The sequence below is a fragment of the Bradyrhizobium sp. BEA-2-5 genome, from assembly GCF_032918025.1.
GTDB classification, from domain to species: domain Bacteria; phylum Pseudomonadota; class Alphaproteobacteria; order Rhizobiales; family Xanthobacteraceae; genus Bradyrhizobium; species Bradyrhizobium pachyrhizi.
The window spans coordinates 3,770,614-3,788,633 of the sequence record NZ_CP136629.1; the positions used below are offsets into that span (position 1 = coordinate 3,770,614).

The 18,020-nt window shown below is 64.0% G+C and carries 14 protein-coding genes and 1 pseudogene; 6 read left to right on the forward strand and 9 right to left on the reverse strand.

The features are described from left to right. Nucleotides 1-608: 608 nt before the first annotated feature. Complete coding sequence (locus RX327_RS17410) at nt 609-2,096, reverse strand: DHA2 family efflux MFS transporter permease subunit (RefSeq protein WP_317250956.1); 1,488 nt, start codon at nt 2,094-2,096, stop codon at nt 609-611. 242 nt (nt 2,097-2,338) lie between these two features. On the opposite strand from RX327_RS17410, the gene RX327_RS17415 reads away from it, so the two are divergent. Continuing rightward, nucleotides 2,339-2,590 (forward strand): hypothetical protein, encoded by a 252-nt coding sequence (locus RX327_RS17415; protein WP_018271177.1) that lies wholly within the window; start codon nt 2,339-2,341, stop codon nt 2,588-2,590. Nucleotides 2,591-2,773: 183 nt separating this feature from the next. After that, nucleotides 2,774-4,264, forward strand: coding sequence for an IMP dehydrogenase (gene guaB, locus RX327_RS17420; protein ID WP_317250957.1), 1,491 nt, complete (start codon nt 2,774-2,776; stop codon nt 4,262-4,264). A 75-nt stretch (nt 4,265-4,339) separates the two neighbouring features. Here guaB and RX327_RS17425 read toward each other — a convergent pair whose 3' ends face one another. The 6 genes and pseudogenes from RX327_RS17425 to RX327_RS17450 all read right to left on the reverse strand — a co-directional run bounded on the left by RX327_RS17425 (nt 4,340) and on the right by RX327_RS17450 (nt 11,501). Next, nucleotides 4,340-5,182 (reverse strand): ABC transporter ATP-binding protein, encoded by an 843-nt coding sequence (locus tag RX327_RS17425; RefSeq protein ID WP_028335042.1) that lies wholly within the window; start codon nt 5,180-5,182, stop codon nt 4,340-4,342. 75 nt (nt 5,183-5,257) lie between these two features. Beyond that, nucleotides 5,258-6,454 (reverse strand): ABC transporter substrate-binding protein, encoded by a 1,197-nt coding sequence (locus tag RX327_RS17430; RefSeq protein WP_410712192.1) that lies wholly within the window; start codon nt 6,452-6,454, stop codon nt 5,258-5,260. Nucleotides 6,455-6,665: 211 nt separating this feature from the next. Next, the gene (locus tag RX327_RS17435) at nt 6,666-7,793 is read right to left on the reverse strand and encodes a branched-chain amino acid ABC transporter permease (protein ID WP_028335044.1); all 1,128 of its coding nucleotides are present in this window, start codon (nt 7,791-7,793) and stop codon (nt 6,666-6,668) included. Between the two features lie 15 nt (nt 7,794-7,808). Continuing rightward, entirely contained in the window at nt 7,809-8,738 is a 930-nt protein-coding gene (locus RX327_RS17440; RefSeq protein ID WP_080667122.1) for a branched-chain amino acid ABC transporter permease, read from the reverse strand. 9 nt (nt 8,739-8,747) lie between these two features. After that, nucleotides 8,748-9,533, reverse strand: a complete 786-nt coding sequence (locus tag RX327_RS17445; RefSeq protein WP_050386723.1) for an ABC transporter ATP-binding protein — start codon at nt 9,531-9,533, stop codon at nt 8,748-8,750. Then, nucleotides 9,530-11,501, reverse strand: a pseudogene (locus RX327_RS17450) (AMP-binding protein). Before RX327_RS17450 ends, RX327_RS17445 begins: the two are co-directional and overlap by 4 nt. A gap of 714 nt (nt 11,502-12,215) precedes the next feature. On the opposite strand from RX327_RS17450, the gene RX327_RS17455 reads away from it, so the two are divergent. Together RX327_RS17455 and RX327_RS17460 are read left to right on the forward strand one after the other, a co-directional pair. Beyond that, entirely contained in the window at nt 12,216-13,238 is a 1,023-nt protein-coding gene (locus RX327_RS17455; RefSeq protein ID WP_317250958.1) for an NADP-dependent oxidoreductase, read from the forward strand. Nucleotides 13,239-13,383: 145 nt separating this feature from the next. After that, nucleotides 13,384-13,641, forward strand: coding sequence for a hypothetical protein (locus tag RX327_RS17460; RefSeq protein ID WP_317250959.1), 258 nt, complete (start codon nt 13,384-13,386; stop codon nt 13,639-13,641). Nucleotides 13,642-13,647: 6 nt separating this feature from the next. On the opposite strand, the gene RX327_RS17465 is transcribed toward RX327_RS17460, so the two are convergent. Next, nucleotides 13,648-14,484, reverse strand: coding sequence for a metallophosphoesterase (locus RX327_RS17465; protein WP_317250960.1), 837 nt, complete (start codon nt 14,482-14,484; stop codon nt 13,648-13,650). A 389-nt stretch (nt 14,485-14,873) separates the two neighbouring features. Here RX327_RS17465 and RX327_RS17470 point away from each other — a divergent pair, with 389 nt between their 5' ends. Together RX327_RS17470 and RX327_RS17475 are read left to right on the forward strand one after the other, a co-directional pair. Then, the gene (locus RX327_RS17470) at nt 14,874-15,296 is read left to right on the forward strand and encodes an MAPEG family protein (RefSeq protein WP_317250961.1); all 423 of its coding nucleotides are present in this window, start codon (nt 14,874-14,876) and stop codon (nt 15,294-15,296) included. Nucleotides 15,297-15,318: 22 nt separating this feature from the next. Next, nucleotides 15,319-16,617 (forward strand): RsmB/NOP family class I SAM-dependent RNA methyltransferase, encoded by a 1,299-nt coding sequence (locus RX327_RS17475; RefSeq protein WP_317250962.1) that lies wholly within the window; start codon nt 15,319-15,321, stop codon nt 16,615-16,617. Nucleotides 16,618-16,714: 97 nt separating this feature from the next. Here RX327_RS17475 and RX327_RS17480 read toward each other — a convergent pair whose 3' ends face one another. Continuing rightward, entirely contained in the window at nt 16,715-17,998 is a 1,284-nt protein-coding gene (locus tag RX327_RS17480) for an MFS transporter (RefSeq protein WP_317250963.1), read from the reverse strand. Between the last annotated feature and the right edge of the window lie 22 nt (nt 17,999-18,020).

The window sequence follows — 18,020 nt, forward strand, 5'->3', positions numbered from 1 at the left end:
ACGAAACGGCCGTCCTATCGTGGCACCGTGGGGCGTTCAGCCACCGATCGCGGCGGTGGCGCAGCCGGTGCGGCTGGACATCCCGACCGCTTGCCTCAGGAGGGTGCGTGGTCGGATGTCATCCTGATCGGAAGGCGCGCAGCACGACATTTCGGCGCGACTGCTTGGAACCTCGGTGCGTGGCCGGAGTCGATTCCTTTGCTCCCGGCCAATGCCCCCCAAGCCCACCGGGAGAAAACCCCCCACTGGGTTGGCGGCCTTGGTGCAGCGTCAGTTTCGCGCACCGGGGCCGTTTCGCGCCGGACTGGAAAATTGGAAACCGCGGGCGCATACTTCTGACATGGCGACCATTGTTCAATGCAATTGCGGCGCCGAGTACAGACGCACCGAAGAGAAGTTCTTGGTGCCGCATACGGGTGATGCGATCTGCACGGTCTGCGGAGCTGCGCTGGAATCGTGGCTGGAAGCGACCCACGTTCCCACATACGAACTTATCGAACGTCCGGATCGAGGGCAGCCAGGCGGAATGACCGGCCACCCCTAAGGCCCGGCCGTGACCGGACGGCGGTTTGCAGTGTCCGTGCCTCGGAGACGGCTCGTTCGATCGACTAGCCGAGCCGCTGATCGCGCGCGTTCTGGGTGTCCTCGGTCGCTGCCTTAACGGCGTCAGTGGCGGCGCGCTTCTCGGCGCCCTTGCGGCTCGCGATCTCCGCCGCCTTGCGACCGGAGATCTCGTTGCCGGCGTCGGCGGGCATCTGCCAGAAGAACCAGCTCGATGCCGCCGAGGTCAGCGCCACCACGACGAAGGCCGGCGCGAACACGTCGGCGGAGAGCTCGGTCTGGTGATGCAGCGCCAGCGTGGTTTCGACCGAGAACGCGCCGACGGCGACGCCGGCCGAAACCGCGAGCTGCTGGTTGACGCTGACGAGGGTGGTGGCACGGCTCATCTGCGCGGTCTCGACCTCGGCATAGGCGACCGTGTTGATCGCGGTGAACTCCAGCGAGCGGAAGAAGCCGCCGACCACCAGGATGACCATGATGATCAGCAGCGGCGTCGACACCGTGAACAGCGCGCAGACGCCGAGGAAGAACGCGCTGACGATCGCGTTCACCGTCATCAGATTGCGGAAGCCGAAGGTGCGGATGATGCGGGCGGCCAGCGTCTTCATGCCCATCGCGCCGAGCGAGGAGGCGAAGGTGACGAGGCCGGAATGGAACGGCGTCAGCCCGAAGCCGATCTGCATCAAGAGCGGCAGCAGGAACGGCAGCGCGCCGATGCCGAGGCGGAACAGGAAGCCGCCGAACACGGCCGCGCGCAGCGTCGGCAGCTTCAGAAGCGAGAAATCCAGCACCGGCGATCCCGTGCGCCGGGCATGGATGACGTAGAGCGTCATCGAGATCGTGCCGACGGAGACCAGCGCGGCGACGATCGACCACGGTAGCAGATTGAGCCCGGCCACCGACAGCCCGAAGGCGATGCCGGCGAGGCCGATCCCGGCCAGCACCAGTCCCATGAGATCGAAGCGCTCGGGATCCTCGCTCTTGATCGGATCGATGAAGCGCAAGGCCATGAAGATGCCGAGCAGCCCGATCGGGATGTTGATCAGGAAGATCCAGTGCCAGGACGCGTAGGTGGTGATGAAGCCGCCGAGCGGCGGGCCGATCACGGGGCCTATGAGGGCAGGGACCGTCACCCAGGCCATGGCGTTGACCAGCGCACTCTTGTCGACCGAGCGCAGCAGCACAAGGCGTCCGACCGGCGTCATCATCGCGCCGCCCATGCCTTGCAGGATGCGCGCGAAGACGAAGTCGGTGACCGAGGTCGAGAGCGCGCAGCCGACCGAGCCGACCATGAACACCCCGACGGCGCCGGCGAACACCATGCGCGCGCCGAACCGGTCGGCGGTCCAGCCGCTCGCCGGAATGAACACCGCCAGCGACAGCAGATAGGAGGTGATCGCGAGCTTCAGCGTCAGCGGGCTGGTGCCGATGTCGGCCGCGATCGCGGGCAGCGAGGTGGCGATCACCGTCGAGTCCATGTTCTCCATGAAGAGAGCAGTGGCCACGATCAGCGGAATGACGCGTTGCTTGTTCATCAAAACAGGACAGCTGTGCTGAAAAAGGCGGGCGAGGGGGCCATATCATCCTGCCCTCGGCCACGCTATTGCGGAACCGGCCAAACGCCCTAAATCCAGCGTGACGCTGGTATGCATCCGCCCGTGTCAGAGCCTTTCCGTTCCGATAGGATCGGAGCGGAGGCCCTGGATTGATGTTTTGACGCGTTTTCTTCACGCGAACCGGTATCCACTTCGCTCGAAAACGCTCTGGAAGGTGTGCCGTGATCTACGTCCTCGCCGCTCTCTTGCCGCCGATCGGGCTGCTCCTGAACGGACAGCCGTTTTCGGCCATCTTCAATCTGGTCCTGATCGTGTTTTGCGCGGTTTTCGGGCTGTTTTTCCACGTGTTGCTGCTGGTGCCGTCGGCCCATGCCGTGATCGCGGTCCACATGAAGCGCGAGGACCGGCGCCATCGCGAAATGGTCGAGGCGATCCGCCGCCATGGGCCGCCGCCGGGTTACCGGGCGCCCTGAACCGGCCCCCTAAAAAGGCCTGTGCATGGCTGGCAAACACTTTGATTCGTCACGCGGCCGTGCTATCGACCCGCGTCAACCCCACCGATGGGCTCCGATTCGACGGTGACGCAGCGAGCGTCGCCGCAGGCGGCGTTCATCCGTAAGACCATCGCGGCTGGGCCGCAGATAAAGGAGTTGGCAATGGCCACGGGATTTCCGGCTATCCGCGAAGCCTTCACGTTCGACGATGTGCTGCTGAAGCCCGGCTTGTCCGACGTGCTTCCCTCGGAAGTCGATATTCGTTCCCGCGTCACCCGCGCCATTCCGCTCAATATCCCGATCATGGCCTCCGCCATGGACACGGTCACCGAGGCCCGCATGGCGATCGCCATGGCGCAGGCCGGCGGCCTCGGCGTCATCCACCGCAATTTCGATCCCGAAGGGCAGGCCGCCCAGGTGCGGCAGGTCAAGCGCTACGAGTCCGGCATGGTGGTGAACCCGCTCACCATCAGCCCCGAGGCCACGCTCGACGATGCGCTGACCCTGATGAAGGAGAACGGCATCTCGGGCATTCCGGTCGTCACCGGTGCCGCCAAGAACGTGCCGGGCAAGCTGGTCGGCATCCTGACCAACCGCGACGTGCGCTTCGCCAGCGATCCCCGGCAAAAAATCTCCGAGCTGATGACGCACGAAAACCTCGTCACGGTCCGTGAGAATGTCAGTCAGGACGAGGCGCGGCGGATGCTGCACCAGCACCGCATCGAGAAGCTGCTCGTCGTCGACGAGCAATATCGCTGCGTCGGTCTCATCACCGTGAAGGACATGGAGAAGGCGGTCGCCCATCCGCTCGCCTGCAAGGACGCGCAAGGGCGCCTGCGCGTCGCCGCGGCCACCACCGTCGGCGATACCGGCTTCGAGCGCACCGAGCGCCTGATCGATGCCGGCGTCGACCTCATCGTCGTCGACACCGCGCATGGCCATTCCCGTCACGTGCTGCACGCGGTGAACCGCATCAAGCGTCTGTCCAACTCGGTGCAGGTCGTCGCCGGCAACGTCGCCACCACCGAAGGCGCGCAGGCGCTGATCGACGCGGGCGCGGATTGCATCAAGGTCGGCATCGGCCCGGGCTCGATCTGCACCACCCGCATCGTCGCCGGCGTCGGCGTTCCCCAGCTCACCGCGATCATGGATGCGGTGGAAGCGGCGAAGAAGTCCGACATCCCGGTCATCGCCGACGGCGGCATCAAATACTCCGGCGACCTTGCGAAGGCGCTTGCCGCCGGTGCCGACATCGCCATGGTGGGCTCGCTGCTCGCCGGCACCGACGAGACGCCCGGCGAAGTGTTCTTGTGGCAGGGCCGCTCCTACAAGGCCTATCGCGGCATGGGCTCGGTCGGCGCGATGGCGCGCGGATCGGCCGACCGCTATTTCCAGCAGGACATCAAGGACACGCTCAAGCTCGTGCCTGAAGGCATCGAGGGCCAGGTGCCCTACAAGGGTGCGGTCGGCCACGTCATGCACCAGCTTGCCGGCGGCCTGCGCGCCGCGATGGGCTATGTCGGCGCACGCGACATGAAGGAGCTGCACGAGAAGGCCCAGTTCGTCCGCATCACCGGCGCCGGCCTGCGCGAAAGCCACGTCCACGACGTGACGATCACGCGCGAGAGCCCGAACTATCCGGGCGGGGTGTAAGCCCAAGCACCGTCATTCCGGGGCGGTCCGAACGACCGAACCCGGGGTCTCGGGATTCCGGGATGCCATCATCTGCTAGGCGAGCCAGCGCTTGCGCCGCTTGTAGTGCTTCACATCGCGGTATGATTTTCGCTTCTCTCCGGCGACGCCAAGATAGAACTCCTTGACGTCCTCATTTGCGGCGAGCGCGTGCGCCTCGCCGTCCATCACCACACGGCCGTTTTCGAGGATGTAGCCGTGGCTCGCATATCTGAGCGCCATATTGGTGTTCTGCTCGGCGAGAAGAAACGACACACCTTCCTTGGTGTTGAGATCCTTCACGATCTCGAAGATCTCTTCGACGATCTGCGGCGCGAGGCCCATCGATGGTTCGTCGAGCAGGATCATCTTCGGGCGCGACATCAGCGCGCGGCCAATCACGCACATCTGCTGTTCGCCGCCCGACGTATAGCCGGCGGTGGAATTGCGTCGCTCTTTGAGGCGGGGGAAATAAGCGTAGACACGTTCAAGGTCCTGCGCGATCGCGAGCTTTCCGTCTGTCCGCGTAAAGGCGCCGGTCAGGATGTTCTCCTCGACCGTGAGATGAGGGAAGGCACGGCGACCCTCCATCACCTGGATGCAGCCGCGTCGCACCACGTCGTTTGGCGACAGGGACTTCACCTCGACGCCGTTGAACAGGATCGAGCCCTTGGTGACCTCGCCGCGCTCTGCGTGCAGCAGATTGGAGACCGCCTTCAGCGTCGTCGTCTTGCCGGCGCCGTTGGCGCCGAGGAGTGCAACAATGCCGCCTCGCGGGACCTCCAGCGAGACGCCCTTCAACACGAGAATGACGTGATCGTAGACAACCTCGATATTGTTGACCGATAGGATCAGCGCTGCCGCTTCCGTCGCAGCGGTGACGACCTTGGCGATTGACATGCGCAGACCTCCAAACGGAGCAGGGGCTGGGATCCGGGAGCAGGCAACCCTGCCTCCCGGATCACTCGCACGGGGTCAGGTTTCCTTCGCGCAGTCGCGCGGCTTGATCTTCTTCTCCGCGGCATACTTCGCGGACACATCGGCGACGAGCGGTTCGATCAGCGATTCGTCAGCCGTGTACCAGTCGGAGATCACTTTCCAACCCTTGCCATCCCATTGCTGGACGCGCCCGTAGCGCGCGCCTTCGTGGTCGGAGCAGGAAATGCTGACCGGCTTCAACATTCCCTCAAAACCGAGCTCCTTGATTCGTGCATCGGTGAGTATGAGGTTCTCAAGCCCCCAACGGACCTGCTCGCCCGTCAGCGGTTGCTTGCCGAATTTTTCTTGCGCCTTGCGGATCGCCTCTACGCCGAGCATGGCATTCGTGATGCCGCGGTTGTAGAGGACTTCGCCGATCTTGCCAGGTTCTGTCGAACCCTTTCCCTTGGCGTAGACGTACTTCTCTATGTCGGCGTGCGCGGGGAATTTTCCTGCGCCATGCTGAAGCATCAACGATTTGTAACCGCTGGCCTGATCGCCCGCCGGCGTCACATCCGGCTCCGCGCCCGACCACCAAACACCGATCATCTTGTCGCGCGGATAGGCGACGGCGGCGGCTTCCTTGATTGCCGTGCTGTTCATGACGCCCCAGCCCCAGACCAGGACATAGTCGGGCCGATGCTGGCGGATCGCCAGCCATTGCGACTTCTGCTCGACGCCGGGATGCGTGACGGGAATCGGCGTGAACTCAAAGCCGTACTTCTGCGCCAGCACCTGCAGCATTGGAATCGGCTCTTTGCCATAGGGGCTGTCATGGTACAGCAGCGAAATCTTTTTGCCTTTCAGCTTGTCGAAGCCGCCGAGTTCCTTAGCGACGTGCTGGATCGCGATGTCGGCCGCGGACCAATACGTGCCGAGCAACGGAAAATTGTATGCGAACACCGCGCCGTTCTTGGAATCGGCACGGCCATACCCCATCGTGATGATCGGGATCTTGTCAGCCGCGGTCTTTTCGGTGAGTGCGAAGGTGATCCCGGTCGACAGCGGATTGATGAAGGCCGCGCCGGTTGGTCCTTTGCTCTTGAGACGCTCGTAACACTCCACTCCCTTGTCGGTCGCGTAGCCCGTCTCGCATTCTTCGATCAGAATCTTGACGCCGTTGATGCCGCCGTCACGTTCATTGATCAGGTTGTAATAGTCTACGACGCCGTTTGCGTAGGGCGCGCCGTTCACAGCGTACGGTCCGGTCCGGTAGGACAGAATTGGGATGAACTGTTCGTTTTGCGCTGCGGCCGGTGCGCTAAGTGCCGCGCCGCCCAAGGCTGTCGCGAGTATCAGTAACCTGCGTGCAATACTTGCCATATTGATATCCTCCTTGCGGTACTTCCTTCCTCTCCGTTGTCGGCGGCCGTCACTCGATTGCGATCAAGGCACGATCGCTGCCTCAATAGGGAAACGGCCAAAGTCTGAGCTTCTCCTTGCCGATCGATATCAGCCGGGCGAAGCCATGGGGTTCCTTGATGAGCAGATAGCAGATCAAGGATCCGAAGATGATGAACTGGAGGTGAGTGATCGTTTGCGTCGACAGCGGCAGGCCGAGCTTGGTCGGAATCACATTCAGCATGATCGGCACGATGAGGATGAACGCTGCTCCGATGAACGAACCCATGATCGAGCCGAGCCCGCCGATGATGACCATGAACAGAAGCTCAAGCGAGCGGTCGATCGAGAACGCAAGCGGCTCCCATGAACCGAGGTAGACGAACGCCCAGAGCGCACCCGCCACCCCGATGATGAACGAAGAGACCGCGAAAGCCGTTAGTTTTGCATAGAGCGGCCTGATGCCGATCAGCTCGGCGGCGATATCCATGTCGCGGATTGCCATCCACTGCCTGCCGAGATTGCCGCGCACGAGATTTTTCGCCAACACCGCCATCACGGTCACGACGGCCAGGCACAGCAGGTAACGCTCGACCGGCGAGCGAACGACCATACCGAAGAAATCCAGTTCCGGCGCATTCACTGATCCCGACGGGGCGTAGTTGGTGAACCAGGGGAGCCGCAGGAACGCCCAATCGAAGAAGAACTGCGCGGCGAGCGTTGCGACCGCCAGGTAGAGACCCTTGATCCGCAGACTGGGAATGCCGAACAGGATTCCGGCACCCGCCGCCATGAACCCGCCGAGCAGAATGGATGCCAGCACGGGCAACGGTGGGATCGCGATCGCAAAGCCAAGCCAGGCAAGCGGGATATGAACGCCGGTCGCCAGCTTGTAGGCGGAATAGGCGCCGATGGCCATGAACGCGCCGCTGCCGAGCGAGATCTGGCCGCAATAGCCGACGAGAATGTTTGTCCCGATGGCGGCGAGCGCCAGGATGAGGAAGGGCAGCAGGATGGCCCACAACAGATAGTCGGTGCCGAACGGCCAGATCCGGAAGGTGGCCAGCAGCGGCACGCCAATGAAAGCAATTCCGAGCAAGACAGCGAGGGCAATACGATCCTGCCGGATCGGGAAGATCGCCATATCCTCCGCATAGGTCGCCTTGAACTGGCCGGCTTCGCGATAGAGCACAACAACCTCCTTGCCTCAGACGCGTTCGATGATCCGCTCGCCGAACAGGCCCTGCGGCCGCAGGAGCAGCACCGCCAGCGCCAGCACGTAGGCAAACCAATATTCGATGCCGCCGCCGATGGATGGCCCGAGATATACCTCTGCGAGCTTCTCACCGGCCCCGACAATGAGCCCGCCGACGATGGCTCCGGGAATGGAGGTGAGGCCGCCGATGATCAGGACTGGCAAAGCCTTCAGCGCGAGAAACGTGATGGAGAACTGCACGCCAAGCTTGGTCCCCCACACGGTCGCCGCGACGAGTGCAACGAGGCCAGCAACGAGCCAGACCACGAACCAAATCCAACTGATTGGAATCCCGATCGAGTGCGCGGCCAAATGGTCGTCGGCCACGGCTCTGAGCGCGCGACCGGTCTTGGTGCGCTGAAAGAAGACCGCGAGGCCGGCGACCAGGACGCCCGCGATCAATGCGCCCCAGACATCCAGCTTGTTGACCAGAATCCCGCCCGGGAACAGGCCTTCAAACAAGAACCAGGCGTCGGTCGGGAACAGCCGCAACGGGTAGACATCCGATCCGAAGATCATCTCCGCGGCGCCCTCGATGACGAATGTCACGCCGATCGTCGACATGAACAGCGTCAAGCCGTCCTGATTGACGAGAGGTCCGATCACGAATCGCTCGATCAGCCAAGCGGTTGCCGCCATGATCACGGCGGCAAAGCCGATAGCGAGGATGACCGCGACCCAAAGCGGAAGGCCGTTGGCGACCAGGAGGTCGAGGGCGCGAACCAGCGCCAATCCCGCGAGCAACACCATGGCTCCCTGCGCATAGTTGAATACGCCGGATGCCTTGAAGATCAGCACGAAGCCGAGCGCGACCAGCGAATAGAGCACGCCGGACATCAATCCGCCGATCAGGACCTCGAGAAACTGACCCAGTGCGATCATGGACGCACCTCAATGCGCGACGCCAAGATATGCGTCGATGACGGCTTGACTTCTCTTCACTTCATCAGGCGTGCCGTCGGCGATCTTCACGCCGTGATCAAGCACCGCCACGCGGTCCGACAGATCCATGACCACGGCCATGTCGTGCTCGATCAGGGCAATGGTCGTGCCGTAATGGTTGTTCACATCAATGATGAACCGCGACATGTCCTCCTTCTCCTCCAGGTTCATGCCTGCCATCGGCTCGTCCAGGAGCAGAAGGTCGGGCTCCATCGCCAGAGCGCGACCGAGTTCGACACGCTTCTGCAAGCCGTATGGCAGACGCCCGACCGGTACCTTGCGGATTGTCTCGATCTCCAGGAAGTCGATGATCTCCTCGACCTTGCGCCGATGCTCGATCTCCTCTGCGAGGGCAGGGCCATAACGCAGCAGCTGCCACAACAGCCCCCGGCGTACCTTCAAGGTGCGGCCTGCCATGATGTTGTCGAGCGCGCTCATGCCCTTGAACAGGGCGACATTTTGAAAGGTGCGCGCGATGCCGCCGCGCGCCGCCTCGAACGGCTGCATTTTGGACCGGGTGCTTCCCTTGAAGGTGATGGCGCCATGGTTGGGATGATAGAACCCGTTGACGACGTTCAGCATTGAGGTTTTGCCGGCGCCGTTGGGGCCGATGATGGCGCGAATTTCGCCTTTTTTGACGTTGAACGAGACGTCCCGCAACGCCTTGACGCCGCCGAAGGCCAGTGCCACGCCCTCGACCTGCAGCAGGATTTCGTTGGCGTTTGGCGCTCTCATGCTGCTCTTCCCAGCGATTCTGCCGGACCGATGATTTGCATGTCGCGAATCTCAACTCGTGCCGCGATCGTGCCCTTCCGGCCATCCTCAAACGTGACTTCCGTGGAAATGTCGGCGTCATGCGCTCCGTTGTAGAGTGCCGTGACCAACGACGCATAGCGTTCGGCAATGAAGCGGCGGCGCACTTTCTGCGTGCGGGTCAGCTCGCCGTCATCCGCGTCGAGCTCCTTGTGCAGAATGAGGAAGCGGCGAATCTGGGCGCCGGCAAGCACCGTTTCCCCGGCCAGGGAGCGGTTCACCGCGGCGACGTCTTTGGCGACCATCTCGTAGACCAGCGGATGGCCGGCAAGCTCCTGATAGGACCCGTAGGCGACGTTGTTGCGTTCCGCCCAATTCGCGACCGCGACCGGGTCGATGTTGAGCATGGCGCATACGAACTCTCTGGAGTCACCGAACGTGATCGCTTCCTTGATATTGGGATAGAACTTCAGCTTGTTCTCAAGGTACTTGGGAGCAAACATCGTGCCGTCAGCCAATCGACCGACGTCCTTCGCACGATCGATGATCTTCAGATGCCCGGTCTTCTCGTCGAAAAAGCCCGCGTCGCCGGTCCTGACGTATCCATCGGACGTCATCGCTTCCGCGGTCTTTGCCTGATCCTTGAAATATCCGAGGAACATGCCGGGCGAGCGAAACTGCACTTCGCCCGATTCCGCGATGCGGATGGCGACGTTGGGCGCCGGCGGACCAACCGTATCCGGGTAGATCTCGCCATCGGGCTGACACGTTACATAGAGGAACGCTTCGGTCTGGCCGTAGAGCTGTTTCAGGTTCAGTCCGATGGCGCGGTAGAACGCAAACAGATCCGGACCGATCGCTTCGCCTCCGGTGTATGCGACGCGCACCTGAGACAGGCCAAGAACGTTCTTGAGAGGCTCGTAGACCAGCCAGCGCCCGAGCGCATAGAGCAATCGGCCTGACAGCGGCACCGGACGTCCCGTCAAGACTTGCTCGCCATACCGCCGCGCGACGTCCAGAAAGTAGCTGAACAATCGCCGCTTGATCGGCGCTGCGTCCTCCATCCGGACCATCAGCCGCGTCAGCATGGCCTCGTAACCGCGTGGCGGGGCCAGGTAGAAGGTTGGCCCTATCTCATGCCGATCCTGTTCGATTGTGTTGCTGCTCTCGGGGCACGCCATGCAGAATCCGGCAACCAGGCCTTGCGCATAACTGACGTAATGATCGCCCGCCCAAGCCAGCGGCAGATAGGCCAGCACCACGTCCTTGTCGGTCAACTTGTCGAACCGCGTGGTGTCGGTTGCAGCATCGATGCAGCCTCGCGCCGACAGCATGACGCCCTTGGGCGCGCCGGTCGTTCCCGAGGTGTAGAGGATGATCGCGATGTCCGAACCGTTGCCGGCCCGAATGGATTCATCGATCCGTTCGCCAAGCGCCGGGTCGGCTGCAAGCGCGGCGCGGCCGTCATTGATGATATCGCCGATTGCGATCAGCCGGCCGTGGTCGTAGCCGTCGAATTCCGCGCGGTTCGTCGTAGATAATCCTGTTGAGTTGCGGCAGTCGGTCGGACACCGACAAAACCTTGTCGACCTGCTCCTGATCCTGCGCGGCGACCAGCGTCGCCTCGGCGTGAGCGAGAACAAAAGCGAGCTCATCAGCCACTGCATCGGAATAGACCGGAACGGGGATTGCGCGCAGCGTCTGCGCTGCCATCATGGTCCAGTAAAGCTTCGGCCGATTGGAGCCGACGACCGCGATTGTCTCGCCCGGCCGCAAGCCAAGGCGATGCAAGCCGGCAGCATAGCTACGAATGATCTCGGCAACCTCAGCCCAGGTCCAGCTCTGCCAGATGCCAAGGTCCTTATGCTGGAACGCTGGCCGCGCGCCAAATTGTGCCGTGTTTCGCAGCAGCAATTTGGGAAACGTATCATACGATCCGTCGCCGGCCATGTCGGTCTCGATCCAAAAACCGAAGCGTTGGTTCGCTCCTGTTATGGTGATGCCTGCCCCATTTTTGGGTAGCAGACATGCGAGTGCCGCATGATCCGAGATTACAGCGAATCGAAAGTCCGACAAGTGCCAGATTGATAGGTCGCGTTTTTGCCGCGGGCGCGCGCGCCAGAGATAGGTCTACCGGCTGCCAATTCGCCGAAGGTGAATCCGGCCGCCACCAGACGGACATTGCGGCGCGAAGACGCTGATCGGCTCTCAAGAGGTAACCCCAATGCTTCGGAGAGCCTCACGTCCGTCGGGTGGTCCCGAGAAGCGGACCGAAGTCCTGCACCGCTCAGGTTTCGAGGGCGACCGGAAACCGATTGCCGATCAGCTACGCGGCCGCCCTCGTTGCGACCCATGGAGGGCCGCCTAACCGCGTTGGCTTCGCCGTGCCGGATGGGGAGGTCGGATCAGGCGACTTGACGATGGCCGCTTCGTTTGCCGGTGGCGCGCCATGATAAACTTGCCGCCACCAGGGTGCCCTGCGCCCTGCCAACCACCCCCGACATGACGGTATCGCGTTGGCGCCAATGTGCCTAGCATGACGGCTGTCATTTCAAACAACATTTCAAACAACGCAACGCGAAAACAGCAAATCCATCTCCCTTGCGGGGAGATGGATTGCATGACTACGTGTGCGCCACGAACCAATCATCCCAAGAGGAAATCATGTCCCAAGGAAAGCGCATCGTTCTGGCTTCGCGCCCGCACGGCGAGCCCACGTCGGCCAATTTCAGGCTCGAGGACTACACGCCGCCGGCACCGGGTGCGGGCGAGGTCCTGCTGCGCACGATCTGGTTGTCGCTCGATCCCTATATGCGCGGGCGCATGAGCGAGGGGCCGTCCTACGCTGCACCGGTGCCGATCGGCGGGGTGATGGAAGGCGGCACGGTGAGCGAGGTGATCGCGTCCAACAATCCGGGCTTTGCCAAGGGCGACATCGTGCTGTCGCGCGCGGGCTGGCAGACCCATGCGCTGTCCGATGGTAAGGGGCTTGCCAAGGTCGATCCCAAGCTCGGGCCGATCTCGACCTCGATCGGCGTGCTCGGCATGCCCGGCATGACGGCGTACACGGGCCTGCTCGACATCGGCAAGCCGCAACCCGGCGAGACCGTCGTCGTTGCCGGCGCTTCCGGCGCGGTCGGCTCGGCCGTCGGCCAGATCGCCAGGATCAAGGGCGCACGTGCGGTCGGCATCGCCGGCGGCAAGGACAAGTGCGACTACGTGGTCAAGGAGCTCGGCTTCGATGCCTGTATCGATCACCGCGATCCCGATCTCGCCGCCAGGCTCAAGGAGGCCTGCCCGAAGGGGATCGACGTCTATTTCGAGAATGTCGGCGGCGCCGTGTTCGAGGCTGTGTTCCCGCTGCTCAATCCGTTCGCGCGCGTGCCGGTCTGCGGCCTGATCGCGCACTATAACGATCGCGAAGCGCGAGCACCGAAATGGGCTTCGTCGATCATGTTCGCGATCCTCACCAAGCGGCTGACCTTCCGCGGCTTCATCGTTTCCGACTTCGCCGCACGCCATGGCGACTTCCTGCGGGACATGTCCGCCTGGGTTCGCGACGGCAAGGTCAAGTACAAGGAATTCGTCACCGAGGGCCTGGAGAGCGCGCCCGGCGCCTTCATGGGGCTCCTGAAGGGCGCCAATTTCGGCAAGCAGCTGGTGCGGGTCGGGCCGGACAAGGCCTGAGTTAGAAGCCCCGGAAGCTCCCATTCCGCGCAACAAAGTGTCAAAAGCGCCACAATGGCGGGGGATTTGGGGGCCTTTTGGCCCCCATTTGCTTGACGGAGACCCGCAGCAATTGATTCAATGTAGCTATATTTCAGGTGTAGCCATGATTTTTGAAGCTATTGTTTTCGGGGTCATTCTCCTCGCCGCCGGCTATTGGGCGACCATGTTCGTCATGGGCCGTCGCGACGACGTCTTGCACGGAAAATTCGTCGAGGAGCGGCCGGACACGACGCCGGTCCGCTTCATTCCGCACGTATCTCGCGCACGGCCCGCGCCGGCGGCACCACAGCCCGACAAGGATTCGCTGCAGGCGCTGCTCACCGTGATCAAGCAGGACCTGCACGACGCGGCGCGGAGCTGACGCGGCTCAGGCCGGCTCCTTGTCGAGCAGCATGTCCAGGTCGACATCGACCTGGCCCTTCGCCCTGACGTGGCGGACCTCGAAACTGTCGGGCTGGAATTGGTATTCGACGAGACCGGTTTCCTTGATGCCGATCACCTCCTGCCGCGCGTCGGAGATGACGAAGCCGGCCGAGGGTGCCCAGACGTGTCTGACATGCTCGAACGTGTAGTCGCGGCGCTGGTGCACATGGCCGCTGCCGACCAGGCGCCAATCGACCTTGCCGAGCATCTCGATCAGGCGGCGCCGCGCCGGCTGCGGGACGAAGCGGATCGCGGTCTCGGCGCGCTCGGCATCGTCGGGCAGGTTGAGAAACAGCGGCTTGTGCAGGAACAGCGCGACCGGCATGCCGACGGCCTTGTCGAGCACGCCTGCGAGCCAGTCGAACTGCTCGGCCTCGCTGTCGAGGCCGGTGTTCATGATCAGCGAATTCAGCCCGATGAAGCACCAGCCGGCAGCGTCGAAATGCCAGCGGTCCTCGCCGAGCACCGAGATGAAGGCGCCGCGCGTCTCATCGGTCGGCGGTTGCGTCGGTGGCGCGCCGATCGCGGTCGGATTGTCGCCGATGTCGTGATTGCCGGGCAGGTAGCGGCAGGCGACGGGCAGGGCGTCGTGCAGGCCCTTCGCGAATTCGGCGTCGTCGCGGCCGGCCGGCCCGTCGAACGAGACGTCGCCGGTGTTGACGACGAGATCGGGCCGCGTCGCGTGGATGTGCTCGCTGACGCGATGAAAGTTGTCGATCAGCGGCTTGAAGCGGCGCGCGAGATGGGTGTCGGAGATCTGTGTCAGGCGAAATTGGGGCATGCATCGCTCCTTTCGGCCGGAGCATAGGTCGGCGCGAAGTCGGAACGATGACGATTTCGCCGTCTTGTTCGATGCTCTGTTTGATGCGTTGTTTGATGTTTTGTTTGGTTTTGCGCCTTGGCACGGTCGCTGGATCGCCAGTTGCCGCACCGACGCAACGAGCCTTGCCGTCACCATGCCGAGCACGCCGCTGCCCGGGCCGCGTCGTCGAGGATCGGGGAGATGGTGCGCATCGCGTCAACCGTGAGGGGCTGAAACCGCCATTGGTCCTGGGAGTTGGTCACCCGGGCTCGGATCACGGTTCAACGGGTTACCGCGCACGCTTCATTGTGTTGGGCGCGAGTGGCGGCTAAGAGGGCGGCGGGCGCCCGCGGCTGAGGGAGATTTTGATGTCGGTTCAAATGGTTCTGCTACCGGTCTTCATCCAGATCGGGCTCACCTTCGCGCTGTTGTTCGCCATGGCGACGAGGCGCACGAGGGCGCTGACGAGCGGCGAGACCAAGATCGCCGACATCGCGCTGCGCGAGCCGAACTGGCCGGCCCAGGCCACCAAGTTCGGCAACTGCTTCGCCAACCAGTTCGAGCTGCCGGTGCTGTTCTACGTCCTGATCGCGCTGGCATTGCCCTTGCGCCGCGCCGATCTCTTCATCGTGCTGATGTCCTGGGTGTTCGTCGTGGCGCGCTTTGCCCATGCCGGCGTGTTCGTCACCTCCAACGACGTGCGGCCGCGCTCGCTCGTCTGGTTCGCCGGCGCGCTGGTGCTGGCAGCCATGTGGCTGTATTTCGCGCTCAGACTGCTGCTGCTGATCTGATGCGCCCAACCGAAAGAGATCAATGACCCCCGCTGCCCGGCTTTCCGCCGCGATCGAGCTGATCGCCACCATCGACGCACAGCGCATTCCCGCGGCCAAGGCACTGAAGGAGTGGGGCACCGCGCACCGCTTCGCCGGCTCGGGCGACCGCGCCGCGATCGCCGGTCTCGTCTGGGACGTGCTGCGCCGGCAATCCTCCGCCGCCTATTTGATGGATGACGCCAGCGCGCGGTCGCGCGTGCTCGGCATGCTCAAGCTCGAACGCGGCATGGACATCGCCACGATCCAGGCGCTGTGCGACGGCGGCCGGTTCGCGCCGGATCCGCTGACCGCGACCGAGGAGGCCGCATTGGCCTCGCGCTCGCTCAGGGATGCGCCGGCGCATGTCGCGGGCGATTATCCGGACTGGCTCGACCCGCATCTGGCAAGGGTGTTCGGCGACGACCGCGCGGCGGAAGCGACCGCGATGGCGAGCCGCGCGCCGCTCGATCTGCGCGTCAACACGCTGCGCGGCAAGCGCGAGAAGGTGCTGCCGCGGCTGTCGCATCTCGGTGCCAAGGAAACGCCGTGGTCGCCGCTCGGCCTGCGCATCGAGCTCGGCGCCGACGCGCGCAATCCGGGCATCCATGCCGAGGAGGATTTCATCAAGGGTGCCATCGAGGTCCAGGACGAGGGCTCGCAGCTCGCCGCGCTGTTCTCGGCGGCAAAGCCCGGCGAGCAGGTGATCGATCTCTGCGCTGGCGCCGGCGGCAAGACGCTGGCGCTCGCCGCCCTGATGCAAGGCAAGGGCCGCCTGATCGCGACCGACCGCGACAAGCGCCAGCTCGCCCCGATCCATGAGCGGCTGTCGCGCGCCGGCGTCCACAATTGCGATGTGCGCACGCCGCGCGGCGAGGAGGAGGTGCTGTCCGACATCAAGGCGTCCGCCGACCTCGTCGTGATTGACGCCCCCTGCACGGGAACCGGCACCTGGCGCCGCAACCCCGATGCAAAATGGCGCATGCGCCCGGGCGCGCTGGAGATCCGCCTGCGCGACCAGGCCGAGGTGCTCGCGCGCGCGGTGCCGCTGGTGAAGCCGGGTGGCCGCATCGCCTACATCACCTGCTCGGTGCTGGCGGAGGAGAACGGCGAGCAGGTGAGGGCGCTCGTCGCGCGCCATCCCGAGTTTTCCATGCAGCCGCCGGAGCAGACCGCAGCGGTGCTGTGGGACAAGGCCGAGGCCTTTGCCGAGGCTGCGCTGCAGTCGGCGGAAGGCCTGCTGATGACGCCACGCCGCACCGGCACGGATGGGTTTTTCGTCTCGGTGCTGAAGAAGGCGTGACAGCGATCGTCATTCCGGGGCGTCCGTAGGACGAACCCGGAATCTCGAGGTTCCGGGTTCAATGCTTACGCATTGCCCCGGAATGACGAAATCCACGTCATGAGTGTCCGCAATCATACGCCGCACCAACTGCCGTCGGCGTCCTGCTCGCCACGATGACCCAGTATAGCAACGCGCAGGCGCTGATCGCGGCACCCAGGACGCAGACGCCGGGCCAGCCGGCGGCCGCATAGGCCATCGTCGAGGTGATCGCGCCAAAACCTGTTCCGATCGAGTAGAATACCATGTAGCCGCCGACCAGCCTGCTCGCTGCGTCGGGACGGGCGGCGACGATCAGGCTCTGGCTGGTCACATGGATCGCTTGCACCGCGAAGTCGATCATCAGCACGCCGGCCAGCACCAGCCATAGCGATGTGTTGAGGCAGGCGATCGGAACCCAGCCGGCGAGCATCAGCAGCAGCGACAAGCCGGTGGTGCGCTGCCCCCAGCCGCGGTCGGCGAGGCGGCCGGAATTGCGCGCCGCCAGCGCGCCGGCGAGACCGGCGATGCCGAGCATCCCGATGGTGGTGTGCGACAGCGAGAGCGGAGGTGCCGCGAGCGGCAGCACGACCGAGCTCCAGAACACGCTGAAGCTTGCGAAGATCAAGAGCGCGAACACCGCGCGCTCGCGCAAGACCTGCTCCTCGACGAACAGCGCGACCGTCGAGCGCAGCAGCTTGGCGTAGGACGATCCGGCCATCGGCTGCGGCGCATGCCGCGGCAGCGCGCGCGCCAGCAGCGCCGCCAGCACCAGCGTCAGCGCGGCCGAGGTGAGATAGACGACGCGCCAGCCGCCGAGATCGGCCAGCGCGCCGGCGGCAAAACGTGCCAGCAGGATGCCCGAAACCACGCCGCTGGTGACGGTGCCGATGGTGCGGCCGCGGTCGGCCGGCGCTGCCAGCGTCGCGGCGTAGGCGACCAGCACCTGGATCACGACGGCGAGCAGCCCGACCAGCACCATGCCGACCAGCAGCACCGGGGCGTTCGGCGCGGTGCCGACGATGGTGAGCGCGATCGCCGACAGCACGGTCTGGCCGGCGATCAGACGTCGGCGATCCCAGAGGTCGCCGAGCGGCACGATCAGGATCAGGCCGAACGCGTAGCCGATCTGGGTCAGCGTCACGACGCCGCCGATCACCGCAGGCGTGATGCCGAGATCCTGCGCCATGGTATCCAGCAGCGGCTGCGCGAAATAGATGTTGGCGACGCTCAGCCCGCAGGCGACGGCGAACAGCAGCACGACGGCGGGCGACAGAGCACGAGCCGTGGTGTCGCCGGGCTTGTCGTTTGTCTTGTGATGGTCCTCGGCCGGCCGGGCCTCAGCCATGATCTGGTTCGTCATCTTGCCTCCGCCGCAATTCGCA

What these genes read in the sequence shown, in the direction of transcription:
- RX327_RS17465 (WP_317250960.1), bottom strand. Translation starts at nt 14,484, where the DNA reads ATGCCCCAATTTCGCCTGACACAGATCTCCGACACCCATCTCGCGCGC.
- RX327_RS17445 (WP_050386723.1), bottom strand. Translation starts at nt 9,533, where the DNA reads ATGAGAGCGCCAAACGCCAACGAAATCCTGCTGCAGGTCGAGGGCGTG.
- RX327_RS17455 (WP_317250958.1), top strand. Translation starts at nt 12,216, where the DNA reads ATGTCCCAAGGAAAGCGCATCGTTCTGGCTTCGCGCCCGCACGGCGAG.
- RX327_RS17425 (WP_028335042.1), bottom strand. Translation starts at nt 5,182, where the DNA reads ATGTCAATCGCCAAGGTCGTCACCGCTGCGACGGAAGCGGCAGCGCTG.
- RX327_RS17410 (WP_317250956.1), bottom strand. Translation starts at nt 2,096, where the DNA reads ATGAACAAGCAACGCGTCATTCCGCTGATCGTGGCCACTGCTCTCTTC.
- RX327_RS17460 (WP_317250959.1), top strand. Translation starts at nt 13,384, where the DNA reads ATGATTTTTGAAGCTATTGTTTTCGGGGTCATTCTCCTCGCCGCCGGC.
- guaB (WP_317250957.1), top strand. Translation starts at nt 2,774, where the DNA reads ATGGCCACGGGATTTCCGGCTATCCGCGAAGCCTTCACGTTCGACGAT.
- RX327_RS17440 (WP_080667122.1), bottom strand. Translation starts at nt 8,738, where the DNA reads ATGATCGCACTGGGTCAGTTTCTCGAGGTCCTGATCGGCGGATTGATG.
- RX327_RS17475 (WP_317250962.1), top strand. Translation starts at nt 15,319, where the DNA reads ATGACCCCCGCTGCCCGGCTTTCCGCCGCGATCGAGCTGATCGCCACC.
- RX327_RS17480 (WP_317250963.1), bottom strand. Translation starts at nt 17,998, where the DNA reads ATGACGAACCAGATCATGGCTGAGGCCCGGCCGGCCGAGGACCATCAC.
- RX327_RS17470 (WP_317250961.1), top strand. Translation starts at nt 14,874, where the DNA reads ATGTCGGTTCAAATGGTTCTGCTACCGGTCTTCATCCAGATCGGGCTC.